The organism is Vibrio sp. FF266 (assembly GCF_041439695.1).
Classification (GTDB): domain Bacteria; phylum Pseudomonadota; class Gammaproteobacteria; order Enterobacterales; family Vibrionaceae; genus Vibrio; species Vibrio tasmaniensis_A.
In genome coordinates, this window is sequence record NZ_JBGOOO010000011.1 from 71,420 (window position 1) to 87,053 (window position 15,634).

The window sequence follows — 15,634 nt, forward strand, 5'->3', positions numbered from 1 at the left end:
GGCGGCTACTATACCTTTTTACAAAAAGACTACAAGAGTGCGAGCTCACACTTTTGTACACAATTCGAACACGCATTGATAAATTAGACATTAACACAAACCGGATATATAAAATCAATACAAAAGAAAACGCCCCAACCATTACTGATCGGGGCGTCTCTTCAATCTCGCTCGAACGTACATTTCATTACTCTGGCTAAGAGCAAGAAACCGACATATTAGTGTAAACCACCAACGTACTTCGATAAGGTATCAATATCTGCGTCTGTTAACTTTTTAGCTACATCACGCATCATCGCATTCATGTCGTTATTACGGTTACCATCGCGGAATTTCTCAAGTTGAGCCTTGATGTAATCTGCGTGCTGACCTGAAATCTTAGGGAAACCAGAAAGTTCGGTACCATTACCACGAGGGCCGTGACAAGCAATACAAGCCGTTACGCCGCGTTCTGCGTTACCCGCAGTGTAAAGAACCTTACCTTCATCTACTACATTTTCAGGAGTAGAGTTACTAGAGATAGGGAGAGATGCGTAGTATGCCGCTAGGTCAGCCATATCTTCTTCAGATAAAGGCATCGCCATTGCACCCATTACAGGCTCGTAACGACCTTGTTTACCACCACTCGTCATACCTAGCTTAAGCTCTTTTAACTGCTTCTCTAGATACTTCTCATGTTGACCAGCCAGCTTAGGATACTGAGTGATCAGACTGTTGCCGTCAGCACCGTGGCAGGCAACACATGTTTGTGATTTGGCTTTACCAGCTTCAATACTACCTTGAGCCCATACTGAGCAGCTGGCTAAAAGACTCAAAATTAGCGCTAATTTCTTCATGACATTCCATTATAATTATCAAGCTTCCAGTACCACTCTATGTTGCCACTCATGGTACAATAGGCGACCTTATGCCGAGCACGGTTATTTTACACAAATTCACAAAAAAGTAATCAATCGACTACACAAAGTCGAGATGGAGTTAACAGTGAGCGTAAAAATTCATTATCAAAACACGCATTTCATTACCAGTGCACCTGATATTCGTCACTTACCAGAAGACGAAGGGATCGAAATTGCGTTTGCAGGACGCTCCAATGCTGGTAAATCTAGCGCACTAAACCGCGTTACAAACCAAAAAAGCTTGGCGAAAACCAGTAAAACCCCAGGTCGAACTCAGCTAATTAACCTATTTAAGGTTACCGACGGCTGTCATATTGTCGATTTACCGGGATATGGCTTCGCTCAAGTACCGCTTGAGATGAAGAAAAAATGGCAGAAGTCGCTAGGTGAATACCTACAACGACGTGAAAGCCTAAAAGGTTTAGTGGTATTGATGGATATCCGTCACCCAATGAAGGACCTTGACCAACAAATGATCTACTGGGCTATCGATAGCCGCATCCCAGTACAGATTTTGTTAACAAAAGCAGACAAACTGAAAAGCGGTGCGCGTAAAGCACAGCTACTGAAAATCCGTAATGATGCGAAATCTTTCGGTGGTGATGTAGCGGTTGATGTCTTCTCTTCAATGAAGGGCATCGGCGTTGACCAACTGCGTGCCAAGATGGATGAGTGGTTTGCACCTGTGTTTGCTAATCAGATCATTGATGAGCTAGCGGACGAAGAGCAAAACGACTCAGAGTAATTCTTCTATCTATAGCTTTATCTATAATTAGAAGTTAAAGCACTTACAGCAAGTGATTTAGCCTTATTAATACCCTTCCTTATATAGGTGGGGTATTTTTTTGCCCAAAAATTAGTGAGTTAAACCTAAGTCTTGAGAATTAAAGACAAGATTAATCAGTTAGAAACGAGAGAAGTGAACCATACTAAAAGACACATCTAAATAAACAGAACAATGAGAAAGGAATACTCATGTGGAAAACACCATTGGCCATCATTGCACTTATGTTGCTCTCACTGACAGGGTTTGCCTCTGAAGCAGAACAAGAACAAGTCCCATTAATCAATGTCGATATGACCTTAGACCTAGATGGTATGGAAAGGTACGCAAAAGACGCGAGTGAGTCTCTTGAGGTGATATCGCAATCTTTGCAGGCGATAGTCAACAACCCCAACCTCAGCAATGACCAACAACAAGCCTTGAATCAAACCGTTGAAAGCATCAATCAGCTTGCGAGCTCCACCAAGACATCACTCAATCAACTCCCACAAGTCTTAGACCAATCTCGACTCGCCTTTAAGAAAACCAGTCAATTACTGCTAGATGATATCCAAACTAAAATCATTATTGCGTTGGCAGCCGTTATCACTGTCATTGTTATCGCGTTGACCGCTATCTATCTACTTATCCTAAAACCCATGCAGCAAACCTTGGTGGAAGCGACCAACAATATCTCTTCTATGGCGCAATCTATCCAGATCACGGCCGAAGCTCTGAAATACAGCACAGAGAAACAACAGGAAATCATGGACTACATTGAGCATTCACCCACTCAATATACTGATAAATAAGACGTAAGCGATCAATGTATTATGAGTCACTTGTAAAATAAAAGTTATTTTCAAGAATAAAACAATGCACTTAGAGACGGATTAAAATTACCAATTGCTGATTGAATTCCAGATCTAAGGCAATCAAGTGTTTATCACGCTGCTTAGGGAAAGCGTAACAAAAGGCACTAAAAATGGGAGATTTTACGGGGGAATAGTAGGTTGGAGATATTTTTCTTTCGCACAAGAAAAAACGCCCCAGTCAAATACTGACTGGGGCGGCTGAATCAGCCTAATCCAATAACGTGAAACAAAAGGTCTGAAAGATAGAACATCTTACCTCTGTACCCTACAAGATTTAATGTACAACAATTGCTCAGAAATGAAAACCATTTTTGTAGTTTTTTTTCATGAACGTTTTATTAAAACACCCAAAATCTTCTTATGACCTAACTTTATTCGAGACAAAAAAAAGCCAGTGTTTGTGCACTGGCTCATACTAATTTACTCAATAAGGTCAAAAACTGATTAGTGGGCTTGATCCCAGTTGTCACCGTGGCCAGCTTCCGCGACAAGCGGTACTTCTAGCTCTGCGGCGGATTCCATCAATTCTTGTACTTTACTTTCAATTTCGGCTAAAGCTGACTCTTCCACTTCGAAGACCAATTCATCGTGTACTTGCATAAGCAGTTTCACACGACCATCGCCTTCCGCTTGAATCCATTCATCAACCAACAGCATCGCTTTCTTAATGATATCTGCTGCTGTGCCCTGCATTGGCGCGTTGATTGCCGCACGTTCAGCAGCCTTACGACGCATGCCATTTCGAGATTGAATCTCAGGAAGGTGCAGACGACGACCGTAAATGGTTTCAACAAAGCCTTGCTCTGAAGCCGCGCTGCGTGTGTCTTCCATATACTGCATCACACCTGGGTAACGCTCAAAGTAAGTATCCATGTAGTGTTGTGCTTCGCCACGAGGAATACCTAGCTGCTTAGCCAAACCAAAAGCACTCATGCCGTAGATAAGACCAAAGTTAACCGCTTTAGCACGACGACGCTGCTCAGTGGTCACACTATCAATATCAACACCAATGATCTCAGCAGCCGTTGCCGCGTGGATATCTTTGCCTTGTTGGAATGCTTCCAGCAGCGCTTTATCACCCGATAGGTGCGCCATGATACGCAATTCAATTTGAGAGTAATCGACCGCTAGAATCTTCCAACCATGCTGTGCAACGAATGCTTGGCGGATACGACGACCTTCTTCATTACGAATTGGGATGTTCTGTAGGTTTGGATCAGTCGAAGACAAACGGCCCGTCGCGGTCACCGCTTGATGATAAGACGTATGAACACGACCAGTCTCAGCGTTGATCATCTTCGGCAGTTTATCTGTGTACGTCGACTTAAGCTTCGCAAGACCACGATACTCAATGATCAACTTAGGTAGCGGGTAATCAAGCGCCAGCTCTTGAAGCACTTCTTCGTTGGTTGAAGGTGCACCTGATGGCGTTTTCTTGATAACTGGCAGACCCATTTTCTCAAACAGGATCGCTTGCAGTTGTTTTGGCGAGTTCATATTGAACTCTTGCTCTGCTATCTCGTAAGCTTTCTGCTCTAGCTCATCCAGACGAACCGCAATCTCTTGCGATTGAGCCCCTAACAACATGTCATCAATGAATACACCTGTGCGTTCAATGCGAGACATCACAGGAATCAGTGGTACTTCGATTTCTTCATAGATGGTTTTTAGCTTTTCATCTTGCTCAATGTTTTCCATCAGGCGGTTATGAAGACGTAATGTCACATCAGCATCTTCTGCAGCGTATGGAGACGCCTCACCCAGTTCTATCTGGTTGAAAGTAAGCTGTTTCTTACCTTTACCTGCGATTTGCTCAAATGAGATGCAGCTGTGCTGAAGGAAACGCAGCGCTAGGCTGTCCATATCATGCTTGCCACCTACGCTGTTGAAAACGTAAGACGCCAGCATGGTATCGTGTTTGATGCCTTTCATCTCGATACCGTAGCGCGCTAGCACACTCATATCGTACTTCAGGTTTTGACCCACTTTAGCTTGAGCATCATCTTCAAGAATCGGTTTCAGTTGTTCAAGTACCCAATCACGATCCAGCTGTTGCGGTGCATCTAGGTAATCATGAGCAACCGGTACGTAAGCGGCAACGCCCTCGTCCGTCGCAAATGATAGACCGACCAGGTTCGCCACCATGTAATCAAGGCTGTCTGTCTCAGTATCAAAAGCAAACAATTCAGCTGCTTTAAGCTTTTCTAACCAAACATTGAATGACGCTTCATCTAGAATCGTTTCGTAGTTGCTACGATCAATCGTCACGGCAGACGTATTCATCTCTACAGTAGACGTTGCTGAAGAAGCACTGTTGCGTGCCGCACCAGCTCCCGCTGCGGCAGATTTTTCTGCCGCCTCAACCACACCACTGCCACCTTCAAGCAGCTCGTTCAACCAAGATTTGAAGACCAGTTGACCGTATAACTTAATCAGCTCATCGATATTGGGTTGTGCTTTTACCAATGACTCAGGCGTCTCTTCAAGCTCAACATCTAGCTTGATTGTTGCAAGCTCGTAGGACATGTCAGCATTGTCTTTATTATCAGCCAGCTTCTTAGCCATCGTTTTCGAACCACGGAAACCAAGCGCCGCAATATCATCAAGATTCTGATACAACTTTTCGATACTACCAATGCCTTGTAGCAAAGCCGTCGCTGTCTTGTCACCCACACCCGGAACACCAGGGATGTTATCGACTTTATCGCCCATCAGTGCCAAATAATCGATGATCAGTTCTGGCGGGATACCAAACTTCTCAATCACACCTTCGCGATCCATTACCACGTTGGTCATGGTGTTGATCAGAGTAACGTTGTCATCAACTAACTGCGCCATATCTTTATCACCAGTACTGATAAGTACAGGCATCCCCATCGCAGAAGCTTGAGAAGCCAACGTACCAATCACGTCATCTGCTTCAACGCCAGGAATAGAGATAAGTGGCAAACCCATCGCACGAATCACATTGTGCAATGGTTCTATCTGGCAACGAAGATCGTCAGGCATAGGTGGGCGGTTTGCTTTGTACTCTGGGTACATGTCATCACGGAACGTTTTCCCTTTCGCATCAAAAATAACCGCAATACGATCAGAAGCAAATTGACGCATCATGCTGCGTAGCATGTTAACTACACCATAAACAGCGTTCGTTGGGATATCACCATTGCTCATGGTGCCAGGGTAAGCATGGAACGCGCGATATAGGTAAGAAGAGCCATCGATCAGAATCAATGGATTATCAGGAATACGAGCCATAATATTTGTGAATCCAGTAAGTACAGAAATTATCTGTTAAGAATGCCACGTCTGTTGGTTGGATTCCATGTTGTCGATCTGTATCCGTTCACTCGGTTGTATTCGTTATAATCGATTTGTTGTTATTTTTTGTTCTTAGACGCAAGCGTTCTGTGGATAACTCTGTTTATATTATTTATCCACCCTGTTGAGAAGTAAGGTTAACAAATCAAAAAACACCAACAAAACACTGATAATAAAGAACAATTTTACAGATCGAACATATGATCAACGATCTTTTTACGATCCTGCATTGTGGAAAAGAATGCTGATGGCGTTTTATTCATAAAAAAACGTGCCACTAAATATGCATATTGTTGAATTGGAGGTATAAAAAAAGCGACACCCGAAGATGTCGCCTAGCAAAAACTGGTAAAGCCATTCAAATGAATACCACAGCTTTACCTAAAAGCTATAAATTACACTGGAAGCAATGTGAGCAATGTCGTGTCAAAAAGAACTTAGTACAAGTTCGCGAGAATTCTGTTGGGTAACCAAGTTGATACTTGAGTACTTAACATCCTTGTGAACATTTCCTCATTCCCTAAGACAGGGTTAATAATAATGATTCTCATTTAATAGTCAACAACTAAATGATAATAAATCTCATTAAATTCATTTTAAATGATTTATCCCTCCGATAAAGCAAATCATTAAGCTGATAATTGCTTCACGAAATGGATTCGATTTTCATTAATCTCTTCTTTTTCTTCCAGTTTTTCTATTCGATATCCATTTTTCAATAGTAAACACAGCATCGCAGGAAACTGGTTACGAGATTTTACTTTCAGCTGCTCATAACCCCGCTCTTGTGCCCACAGCTCCTGAACATCTAATTGAGCCTGTGCGACACCCTTATTTCTTGCAAGCGATGACACACCACCAAACCAGCTATAGAAAGTATTTGAGTTAAGCTCATAACCAATTTTAAAGCCAAGTAACACGTTCGCCTCTTCAGCCACTAAGATCAGGCTCTTTTTCCCTTCAAGCCGAGCTGCCAGTGAAGCGACACTCTCTTTTCTAGCAAACTCAGAGATCTGCTCGACAACAGACACAACCTCTTCCAGTGAACCTTCACGTACTATGACTGACATCTTCTTCCATCCTCATAAGCGAAAGGGCTGACACAATGGCCAACCCTTTTACTGAATATCACTTAAGTTAACGTTAAGTTGTTACTTTTCTTTTAAGTGCTTGGCTGCTTGTGCATTGTCTTCAGCAAGCCACTCTGCAACATCTTTAGCAAAGTAAGTCAGAATGCCATCAGCACCAGCACGCTTAAAGCACAGCAGTGATTCCATGACGGTGTCGCGTTCTTTCAGCCAACCGTTTTGAATTGCTGCTTTGTGCATCGCATACTCACCAGACACTTGGTAAGCATACGTTGGTGCTTGAAGTTCATGTTTCACACGACGCACGATGTCTAAGTAAGGCATACCTGGCTTAACCATCACCATATCCGCACCTTCATTAAGATCCATTGCCACTTCGTGAATCGCTTCATCGCTGTTGGCTGGATCCATCTGGTAGTTCTTCTTATTACCACCTTTCAGGTTCGAAGCACTGCCGACTGCATCACGGAATGGGCCGTAATAACACGATGCGTATTTCGCAGAGTACGCCATAATCTGAGTATGAATATAACCCGCTTCCTCTAACGCTTCACGGATCTTACCAATACGACCATCCATCATATCCGACGGAGCAACCACATCAGCACCGGCTTCAGCATGAGACAGAGCCTGCTTGATCAAGACTTCAGTCGTCTCGTCATTCATCACATAGCCATCTTCATCGATGATGCCGTCCTGGCCGTGAGTAGTAAATGGGTCCAGTGCAACATCAGTAATCACACCCATATTTGGCACGTGCTCTTTTAATGAACGTACCGCACGCTGCACTAAACCTTCTGAATTATGAGCTTCAGCCGCGCATAAGCTTTTAGCATCTTGGTTCACGACCGGAAACAGAGCAATCGCCGGAACACCCAATTTTGACAGGTAATCCGCTTCTTCAAGCATCAGATCGATCGACAAGCGTTCAACACCCGGCATTGACTCGACAGGCTCGCGGCGGTCTTTACCCATCAGGATAAACATTGGGTAGATGAGGTCATCCACAGACAATTGATTTTCTGCCATTAGGCGACGGCTAAAGTCGTGCTTACGCATACGGCGCATACGGCGACCTGGGAATTGACCTTGAATTGAAACAGACACTAGATTCTCCTTGCCTAGTCTAAGCACCGAAATGCTTAGATATGAAAAGTGCTAAATACAGGCAAAAGCATATCACTGATGGCTCAGGACGCTAGCAGTAAAATATAAAACCCACTCAAAAACAGGGGTAAATGGCAAAAAATGACCTTCTCCTCACACTGCCGTATACTCATGACAACTCAGTAAAGACTGCTTTCAGGACAAAATAATGATCGACACCCATGCTCATATCTACGCGAGCGAATTCGATGAAGACCGTGAACAAGTCGTGCAGCGCGCACTGGCTCAAGGTATTGATACCATTCTATTGCCGAACATCGATTTAGAATCTATCGAGCCAATGTTAGCGACGGAAGCTCAGTTTCCTGAGGTGTGTCGTTCAATGATGGGCTTACACCCTTGTTATGTGGATGCGAATATCGAGCAAACCCTCAAAACCGTTCGGGCTTGGTTCGACAAGCATAACTTCATCGCCGTGGGTGAGATCGGTATCGACTTGTACTGGGATAAAACCTTCAAGGCAGAACAAGAGATGGCTTTCGTGACTCAACTGCAGTGGGCAAAAGAGCTCGATCTTCCAGTGGTGATCCACACGCGTGATTCTATTGAAGAGACACTTGCCTTACTGCGTAAAGAACAAGACGGCAGCTTACGTGGCGTATTCCACTGCTTTGGCAGCAGCTTAGAGGAGGCCCAGGCAATCAACGAGCTAGGCTTTCACTTAGGTTTAGGCGGTGTATCGACCTTTAAGAACTCAGGAATGGACAAGGTGATTCCACATCTTGATATGAATTACGTCATTCTAGAGACAGATTGCCCATACTTGGCACCAACACCGAATCGCGGTAAACGTAATGAGCCAGCCTACACGGAATTGGTAGCAAAACGCATCGCTGAATTGCGTGGAATGACCCTTGACGAAGTCGACAATATAACGACCAGCAACGCTAAATTACTGTTTGGTTTATAATATCAATCACAGTAAATCATCAGAAATAACGCAGTGATCGAGCTTTAAAACAAGTGAGCGTAACCCGTTATTTATGACGAAGGTATAATCGACATTCGATAAACAGACACAATAAAAAAGCGGCCTCGGGCCGCTTTTTTATTGTGTCATGTTTGCTGAAGGACTCTAGCAATTATACTCTTACAGCAGAATCAAGATTCAGCTTCTTCCTCTTCATCCGCATCTGGTTTACGCACATAGAAACGCGCGAAGAACAGACCAATCTCAAACAGAATACACATTGGAATCGCCAACAGTGTCTGCGAGATCATATCGGGAGGTGTCAGCATCATACCGACGATAAAAGCACCGACAACAATGTACGGACGCTTTTCAGACAGAGCCTTAGGCGTTGTCGCCCCCGTCCAACATAACAAGATAATCGCTACTGGTACTTCAAAGGCAATACCAAAAGCAAAGAACAGCGCGAGTACAAAATCGAGATAACTTGATATGTCTGTTGCGAACTCTACCTGCCCTAAGGAAATAGCCGTGAAGAAACTAAATACCAATGGGAATACTACGAAGTAAGCAAACGCCACACCACAGTAAAACAGCAAAGAACTTGAAGCCAATAGCGGCATGATCAAGCGTTTTTCATGCTTGTACAAACCCGGAGCAACAAAGGCCCACACCTGATACAAAATAAACGGCACCGCGACAAAAATAGACGCGATTAAGGTTAATTTTAGTGGTGTAAAAAATGGCGATGCAACATCCGTTGCGATCATCGTCGCCCCTTCAGGCAGACGATCTACCAAAGGTGCTGATACGAATTCATAAATATCATTAGCAAAATAAATTAGCCCGACAAATATCACTAGAACGGCGACAATCGCGCGTAGTAGGCGATTACGTAATTCTAGAAGATGGCTAATTAAAGGCTGTGTCTGCTCAGTCGAAGACATGTCAAACCTCTTAAACAGGAAGATCGAAAAGGAGCCGCGCACCTATCTATCCAGTTGAATTGGTATCCACTTGAATAGATATCTACTTGAATAGCTATCGACTTAAACATCTAGCGACTCAAGCATCTGGCGACTCCTCCTTGCGAGACTATTCGGCTTTCTTATCTGACGGTGCTGAAGCTTCGCTGTTAACCTGAATGGTTTCAGATTCTACAGTTTCCGTGACACTAGGTTCAGTCTCACTTGGCTTATCAGACTCAGGCTTGGCGTACGGACGTTGAACTTGAGCAGCGGCCTGCTTGAGTTCATCGACTGACGCTTTTAGGTCTGGAGATAAATCTTCCATACCCATTTTTTCCGCCTTGCGTAGGTTTTCTTGCAGCTCTTGCACCTTAAGCTCGTGAGAAAGTTCATCTTTCACACTGTTTGCCATGCTTTTCGCTTGTCCAACAAACTTGGAAATACTACGAATCGCCACGGGCAAACGCTCAGGTCCTAAAACCACTAACCCAACGACAGATATTAATACCAGTTCCCAAAAACCGATATCAAACACGATTTACGCCTGCTCTTTGTCTTTCTTTGTTTCAGCAGTTGTTTCAGCGCTAGCTTCTGTCTTCTGCTGTTCAATATTCTTTGGTTCGAAGTCTGCGTCTTTCTTATCTGCAGGCTTATCTTCATCGCTCATTGCTTTTTTGAAGCCTTTCACCGCTGAACCTAAGTCACCACCCATGCCGCGCAGTTTCTTTGTTCCGAAAAGTAAAATTACAATTACAGCAATGATTAGAAGTTGCCAAATACTGATACCACCCATTGTCATTGTCCTCGGGTCTGTCTACACATAAAAAATATTAAGAGAGTCTACTGTCTAACGACGGTAAGCTCGCCAACTAAGCAACCAAAATGTGACACCTGCGATGCCACAGCCCATAGATAGCTGCTCATAAGGGCTTGAAACTAATATTGCGGAGCATACGACTAAAGTGGCTCCAACGCCAAACAAAAACTTTCCAGTTGCTTGCTGACGCTTACTCTCTCGGTAACCTTGATAAAGCTGATCCATTCTGTGGTTCATCGCTTTACCTTGGCGCAAGCTGTCATAAAGCAGCTCTGGCAGCTCTGGCAGTTTTTCTGCCCAGAATGGCGCGCGCTCTTTTACTGCATTGATCACAGCTTGCGGCCCCACCTGATTCATCATCCAGGTTTCAAGGAAAGGCTTGGCGGTTGCCCACAAATCAAGTTGCGGATACAACTGACGACCTAGCCCTTCCACATACAACAAGGTCTTCTGCAGAAGCACCAACTGAGGCTGAACCTCCATGTTGAAACGTCTTGCTGTATTAAATAAGTTTAGCAACACATGGCCAAATGAGATCTCACCAAGTGGTTTTGCAAAAATTGGCTCACACACCATACGGATCGCGAACTCAAAATCATTGACGTTGGTGTCGTGTGGCACCCAACCCGAATCAACGTGCAGCTCGGCGACTTTACGATAATCTCGATTAAAGAAAGCCAACAGGTTCTCTGCTAAATAGCGCTTATCTTCACTGTTGAGCGTGCCGACAATGCCACAATCCAAACCAATCCACTGAGGGTTATCTGGATTCTCTGGGTTAACGAATACGTTGCCCGGGTGCATGTCTGCATGGAAAAAGCTGTCTCGGAATACTTGGGTGAAGAATACCGTCACGCCACGTTCCGCGAGCAATTTCATGTTGGTGCCGTTGGCTTCTAGCGTTTCAATATCGGATACTTGAATACCGTAGATACGCTCTGACACCATCAGGGTTTCGCTGCTTAGATCAGGGATAACCTCTGGAACATACAGCTCTTCACTGCCTTCAAAATTACGTCGTAGTTGAATCGCATTGGCCGCCTCTCGGCGCAGGTCTAGTTCATCAAGTAACGTTTTTTCGTACTCGTGAACGACTTCAACCGGTTTCAAACGACGTGCTTCAGGAAGCGACTTAGCGACTATACGCGCCATTCGGTGCATCAGTTTTAGATCTGCGTCAATCACCGGGCGAATATCAGGGCGAATAACCTTCAGAACAATCTCGCGACCACTCTCCTTGAGCTTCGCGGTATGCACCTGAGCGATAGAAGCAGAAGCCAATGGCTCGATATCAAAGTCGGTAAACCAGTTATCTAGGCTACCACCGAGCGCTTTTTCCATGTCTCGCTTAGCCAATTGACCATCAAATGGCGCCACTTGGTCTTGTAATAAAGCCAATTGGTCAGCGATATGAGGAGGAAATAGGTCGCGACGCGTTGACATCATCTGACCAAACTTAATCCAAACAGGCCCTAATTCTTGCAACGCTAAACGCAAGCGATGACCCAACTCTTTATCTTGATGTTTGTTCTTGAGCCAAAACAGTGACTTTCTCGCCAGCAAAGGAGCCTTGGTCAACTGGTGCTCAGGCATCAACTCATCAAGGCCGTATTCCAACTGTACCTTGATAATATGATAAAGACGTTTCAGTTCTGTTGGGGTCATGCTTTCTCCAACAGAGCGTTCAGTTTAGCTTCAAGACGTGCAGCTGAGCTTTTCACGTCGTCAACCTGATCGCAAAAATGTGCCACTTCTAATGGCGCTGGTGCAATCTTCCACTCTTCAGTTAATACCTGAGCGAGATGGTTTTGATGCTTAGTCGCTTGCTTAGCCACAAGGCCACCAACATTCTTAACGCCTTGTACCAAGGTATGGGCAACCACATCTCCAGTCACGCGCGATAGCCACTCTTCCAAGTCAGGCTTGCAGTCTGTCATTAGCTGAGCAAATTTCTGAGCCAGTTGAATATCACCCTCTAAGATCAGCTTATCTTGCTTGATCAACTTGGTGATGTTCGATTGCTCACGCAGTTCTGGCAGTACCGAGAGGTTCAAAGATAGGTAGCAATCAGGTTGTCCTTCGTAGTCAGACAACACATCGATTTGTTGGCTAAAAACGAAAGTGAGAGTTTTGTTCAGCTCTTTCAAATTAACTTGAATGATCTGCCCCTTTAAACGAGACAAACGACGAACCAAAGCTGGATCATCGTTCACGAAAGTATTTAAAGAGGTTTCAATAACCGCGGTGACCAATGGATCAAATGGCATGACTGTCCTTACCTTTGAAAACGGATAAGCGTTAACCTATCCGTTGTATCTTTATTCTTATTTTTTAGCACACTCAACGAGCCTGCTACCAAGTTCGACTAGAACTTGTAACCACGGTGCAGCGCAACAATGCCGCCCGTTAGGTTGAAGTATTTAGTATTTTCAAAACCCGCTTCTTGCATCATGCCTTCCAAGGTTTCTTGGTTAGGGTGCATACGGATTGATTCTGCAAGGTAACGATAGCTATCTGCATCGTTAGCAATCAGCTCACCCATTTTTGGCAATAGGTGGAAAGAGTATGCATCGTAAACCTTTGATAGTGGCTCAAGCACTGGCTTAGAAAACTCAAGAACCAACAGACGACCGCCCGGCTTAAGTACGCGGTACATTGAACGCAGCGCTTGGTCTTTGTCGGTAACATTACGCAGACAGAAGCTGATGGTAATGCAATCGAAGTAGTTATCTGGGAAAGGCAGCTCTTCAGCATTGGCTTGAACGTAATGTACGTTGCCAACAATACCGCTATCACGCAGTTTATCGCGGCCAACATTCAGCATTGAGTTGTTGATATCAGCAAGAACCACGTGGCCTTTTTCACCAACGATGCGCGAGAATTTCGCAGTAAGGTCGCCAGTACCACCACCAAGATCGAGGATACGTTGACCAGGGCGCACGCCACTGCAATCAATCGTGAATCGCTTCCACAAGCGGTGAACACCACCCGACATTAAGTCATTCATGATGTCGTATTTAGCGGCTACAGAGTGAAATACCTCTGCTACTTTCGCGACTTTTTGGTCTTTCGCGACTGTTTCGAAACCAAAGTGTGTGGTTTCTGACTCTACTGCTGAATTTGTCTGCACGCTTGTGTCCATAATGCTGTTATCTACCATGGTAAGTTCTCATCGACAGTACACTCTCTCTTTAGAGGCGCTGCGGCCGATTAGTTTACTTTATCCTCAGCGGGTTGTCTTTCTACTAAGGAGGCATTTTCTGAAAAAGCCTCATTTTGAGCGATTTCCGCCAAGCCAACCGAGATAGGTTTCTTCACCTCAACACCCAATTGCTTAAAGCTTTCGGCCTGACGAATCACGTTACCACGACCAGTCACCAGCTTATTCATGGCACCTTGGTAGCTTTGATTAGCTCTGTCTAATGAGCTACCAAGACCTTCCATATCATCAACAAACAAGCGCAGCTTGTCGTAAAGTTTGCTCGCCCGCTCCGCAATGATTTGTGCATTCTGGTTCTGTCTTTCGTTGCGCCACAAGTTATCAATGGTACGCAGTGCCACCAGCAAGGTCGTAGGGCTGACCAAGATAATGTTTTGTTCCATCGCGTCTTTGACCAAGCTAGGGTCAGCTTGAATCGCGACTTGAAACGCGGGTTCTACCGGAATAAACATCAATACATAATCAAGGCTCTGTATACCTTTGAGCTGATGATAATCCTTCTGACTCAAGACTTTAATATGCGCTCGCAGTGAAGCTAGATGATCACGCAGTGCTGCGTCGCGTTGTTGATCGGTCTCAGCGTTGAAGTAGCGCTCAAATGCCACCAAAGCCATTTTCGAATCGACCACCACTTGCTTATCTTGTGGCAGATGGACAATTACATCGGGTTGATAACGCTTGCCGGCATCGTTTTGCAGGTTCACCTGCGTTTGATATTCATGGCCTTCTCGTAAGCCAGAATCCGCCAACACGCGAGCCAGTACCACCTCGCCCCAGTTACCTTGTTGTTTATTATCACCCTTTAGCGCTTGAGTCAGGTTAACCGCTTCACGCGTCATGCTCTCATTGAGGCGCTGCAAGTTTTTAAGCTCATGCACTAAGGTGTGACGCTCTTTGGCTTCTTGGCTAAAGCTATCATTAACCTGCTTCTTAAAGCCCTCTAACTGCTCTCTCAGCGGTGATAACAAACCCTCTAGGCTTTGCTTGTTCTGTTGATCGACCTTAGCGGTTTTGCTCTCAAACAGTTGATTCGCTAACAGTTCAAACTGCTGCTTCAATCGGGACTCTGCCTGCTCTAACAGCTGCAGTTTTTCACTGTTGGCGAGATTTTCTTGGTCGTGCCTAGCTTCTTGCTCGCGAAGCTCAGCCTCCAACTCAGACTTATGCTCCTTAAGAACATTGATATCATCGGCATACTGCTGACGCTCTTGCTTCACGGCTTCAAAATAGCGCAGCTTCTCCATCGCAGCCATCACCTTGCCATGCGCCTGCTTAAGTTCAAATGCCGCTTTGTCTCGATCATCATCCAACTCATTGAGCTCTTGTTGTGCCTCTGCGAGTGAAGATTTGAGCTGAGATTGTTGTGACTCATGCAGCAAACGGTCGGACTCTAATTGCTGTTCAAGAAGTCGCTGCTGAAAAGAGAACTTCAGTTTGATCCACCAACCCACGACACCGCCGCTGACGAGCGCGCCGGAAATAGCAGCAATAAGCGTTGCCTGATGTTCAATAATCCATTGCATGATAATGATTTAGCCTAATTGGAAATAACTCATTAAAGGGTATTTTGATACTGGATAAATGTCCAGTTTGCCGTATTAAAATT

General features: G+C 44.7%; 14 protein-coding genes. 3 read left to right on the forward strand and 11 right to left on the reverse strand.

All coding sequences use genetic code 11. The features are described from left to right. Positions 1–218: 218 nt before the first annotated feature. Positions 219–836, reverse strand: a complete 618-nt coding sequence (locus ACED59_RS10955) for a cytochrome c (RefSeq protein ID WP_009848044.1) — start codon at positions 834–836, stop codon at positions 219–221. A gap of 148 nt (positions 837–984) precedes the next feature. On the opposite strand from ACED59_RS10955, the gene yihA reads away from it, so the two are divergent. Together yihA and ACED59_RS10965 are read left to right on the forward strand one after the other, a co-directional pair. Next, the gene (yihA, locus tag ACED59_RS10960) at positions 985–1,644 is read left to right on the forward strand and encodes a ribosome biogenesis GTP-binding protein YihA/YsxC (RefSeq protein WP_017099249.1); all 660 of its coding nucleotides are present in this window, start codon (positions 985–987) and stop codon (positions 1,642–1,644) included. A 230-nt stretch (positions 1,645–1,874) separates the two neighbouring features. Beyond that, the gene (locus ACED59_RS10965) at positions 1,875–2,474 is read left to right on the forward strand and encodes a hypothetical protein (RefSeq protein WP_017099248.1); all 600 of its coding nucleotides are present in this window, start codon (positions 1,875–1,877) and stop codon (positions 2,472–2,474) included. A gap of 507 nt (positions 2,475–2,981) precedes the next feature. Here the strand turns inward: ACED59_RS10965 and polA are convergent. The 3 genes from polA to hemB form a co-directional block, all read right to left on the reverse strand. After that, a complete protein-coding gene (gene polA, locus ACED59_RS10970) occupies positions 2,982–5,795 on the reverse strand; it encodes a DNA polymerase I (RefSeq protein WP_017099247.1) in 2,814 nt (937 codons plus the stop codon). A gap of 692 nt (positions 5,796–6,487) precedes the next feature. Then, a complete protein-coding gene (locus ACED59_RS10975) occupies positions 6,488–6,928 on the reverse strand; it encodes an acetyltransferase (RefSeq protein ID WP_017099246.1) in 441 nt (146 codons plus the stop codon). An 81-nt stretch (positions 6,929–7,009) separates the two neighbouring features. Continuing rightward, entirely contained in the window at positions 7,010–8,053 is a 1,044-nt protein-coding gene (gene hemB, locus ACED59_RS10980; protein WP_017099245.1) for a porphobilinogen synthase, read from the reverse strand. A 208-nt stretch (positions 8,054–8,261) separates the two neighbouring features. On the opposite strand from hemB, the gene ACED59_RS10985 reads away from it, so the two are divergent. Then, positions 8,262–9,023 (forward strand): TatD family hydrolase, encoded by a 762-nt coding sequence (locus tag ACED59_RS10985; protein ID WP_017099244.1) that lies wholly within the window; start codon positions 8,262–8,264, stop codon positions 9,021–9,023. Between the two features lie 191 nt (positions 9,024–9,214). Here ACED59_RS10985 and tatC read toward each other — a convergent pair whose 3' ends face one another. The 7 genes from tatC to rmuC form a co-directional block, all read right to left on the reverse strand. After that, positions 9,215–9,970, reverse strand: a complete 756-nt coding sequence (gene tatC, locus ACED59_RS10990; RefSeq protein ID WP_009848051.1) for a twin-arginine translocase subunit TatC — start codon at positions 9,968–9,970, stop codon at positions 9,215–9,217. 148 nt (positions 9,971–10,118) lie between these two features. After that, entirely contained in the window at positions 10,119–10,526 is a 408-nt protein-coding gene (gene tatB, locus ACED59_RS10995; RefSeq protein ID WP_004735566.1) for a Sec-independent protein translocase protein TatB, read from the reverse strand. 3 nt (positions 10,527–10,529) lie between these two features. Continuing rightward, entirely contained in the window at positions 10,530–10,784 is a 255-nt protein-coding gene (tatA, locus tag ACED59_RS11000; protein ID WP_009848052.1) for a Sec-independent protein translocase subunit TatA, read from the reverse strand. 54 nt (positions 10,785–10,838) lie between these two features. After that, the gene (gene ubiB, locus ACED59_RS11005; protein WP_017099243.1) at positions 10,839–12,473 is read right to left on the reverse strand and encodes a ubiquinone biosynthesis regulatory protein kinase UbiB; all 1,635 of its coding nucleotides are present in this window, start codon (positions 12,471–12,473) and stop codon (positions 10,839–10,841) included. Further along, positions 12,470–13,075 carry an SCP2 domain-containing protein gene (locus ACED59_RS11010; protein ID WP_017099242.1) on the reverse strand — a complete coding sequence of 202 codons (606 nt, stop codon included), beginning with the start codon at positions 13,073–13,075 and terminating at the stop codon, positions 12,470–12,472. Before ACED59_RS11010 ends, ubiB begins: the two co-directional genes overlap by 4 nt. Before the next feature lie 98 nt (positions 13,076–13,173). Then, entirely contained in the window at positions 13,174–13,953 is a 780-nt protein-coding gene (ubiE, locus tag ACED59_RS11015; protein WP_029222994.1) for a bifunctional demethylmenaquinone methyltransferase/2-methoxy-6-polyprenyl-1,4-benzoquinol methylase UbiE, read from the reverse strand. Positions 13,954–14,018: 65 nt separating this feature from the next. Beyond that, positions 14,019–15,551, reverse strand: coding sequence for a DNA recombination protein RmuC (rmuC, locus tag ACED59_RS11020; RefSeq protein ID WP_017099241.1), 1,533 nt, complete (start codon positions 15,549–15,551; stop codon positions 14,019–14,021). Positions 15,552–15,634: the final 83 nt, after the last annotated feature.

What these genes read in the sequence shown, in the direction of transcription:
- ACED59_RS10955 (WP_009848044.1), bottom strand. Translation starts at nt 836, where the DNA reads ATGAAGAAATTAGCGCTAATTTTGAGTCTTTTAGCCAGCTGCTCAGTA.
- ACED59_RS10965 (WP_017099248.1), top strand. Translation starts at nt 1,875, where the DNA reads ATGTGGAAAACACCATTGGCCATCATTGCACTTATGTTGCTCTCACTG.
- polA (WP_017099247.1), bottom strand. Translation starts at nt 5,795, where the DNA reads ATGGCTCGTATTCCTGATAATCCATTGATTCTGATCGATGGCTCTTCT.
- ACED59_RS10975 (WP_017099246.1), bottom strand. Translation starts at nt 6,928, where the DNA reads ATGTCAGTCATAGTACGTGAAGGTTCACTGGAAGAGGTTGTGTCTGTT.
- ACED59_RS10985 (WP_017099244.1), top strand. Translation starts at nt 8,262, where the DNA reads ATGATCGACACCCATGCTCATATCTACGCGAGCGAATTCGATGAAGAC.
- tatC (WP_009848051.1), bottom strand. Translation starts at nt 9,970, where the DNA reads ATGTCTTCGACTGAGCAGACACAGCCTTTAATTAGCCATCTTCTAGAA.
- tatA (WP_009848052.1), bottom strand. Translation starts at nt 10,784, where the DNA reads ATGGGTGGTATCAGTATTTGGCAACTTCTAATCATTGCTGTAATTGTA.
- ubiB (WP_017099243.1), bottom strand. Translation starts at nt 12,473, where the DNA reads ATGACCCCAACAGAACTGAAACGTCTTTATCATATTATCAAGGTACAG.
- ACED59_RS11010 (WP_017099242.1), bottom strand. Translation starts at nt 13,075, where the DNA reads ATGCCATTTGATCCATTGGTCACCGCGGTTATTGAAACCTCTTTAAAT.
- rmuC (WP_017099241.1), bottom strand. Translation starts at nt 15,551, where the DNA reads ATGCAATGGATTATTGAACATCAGGCAACGCTTATTGCTGCTATTTCC.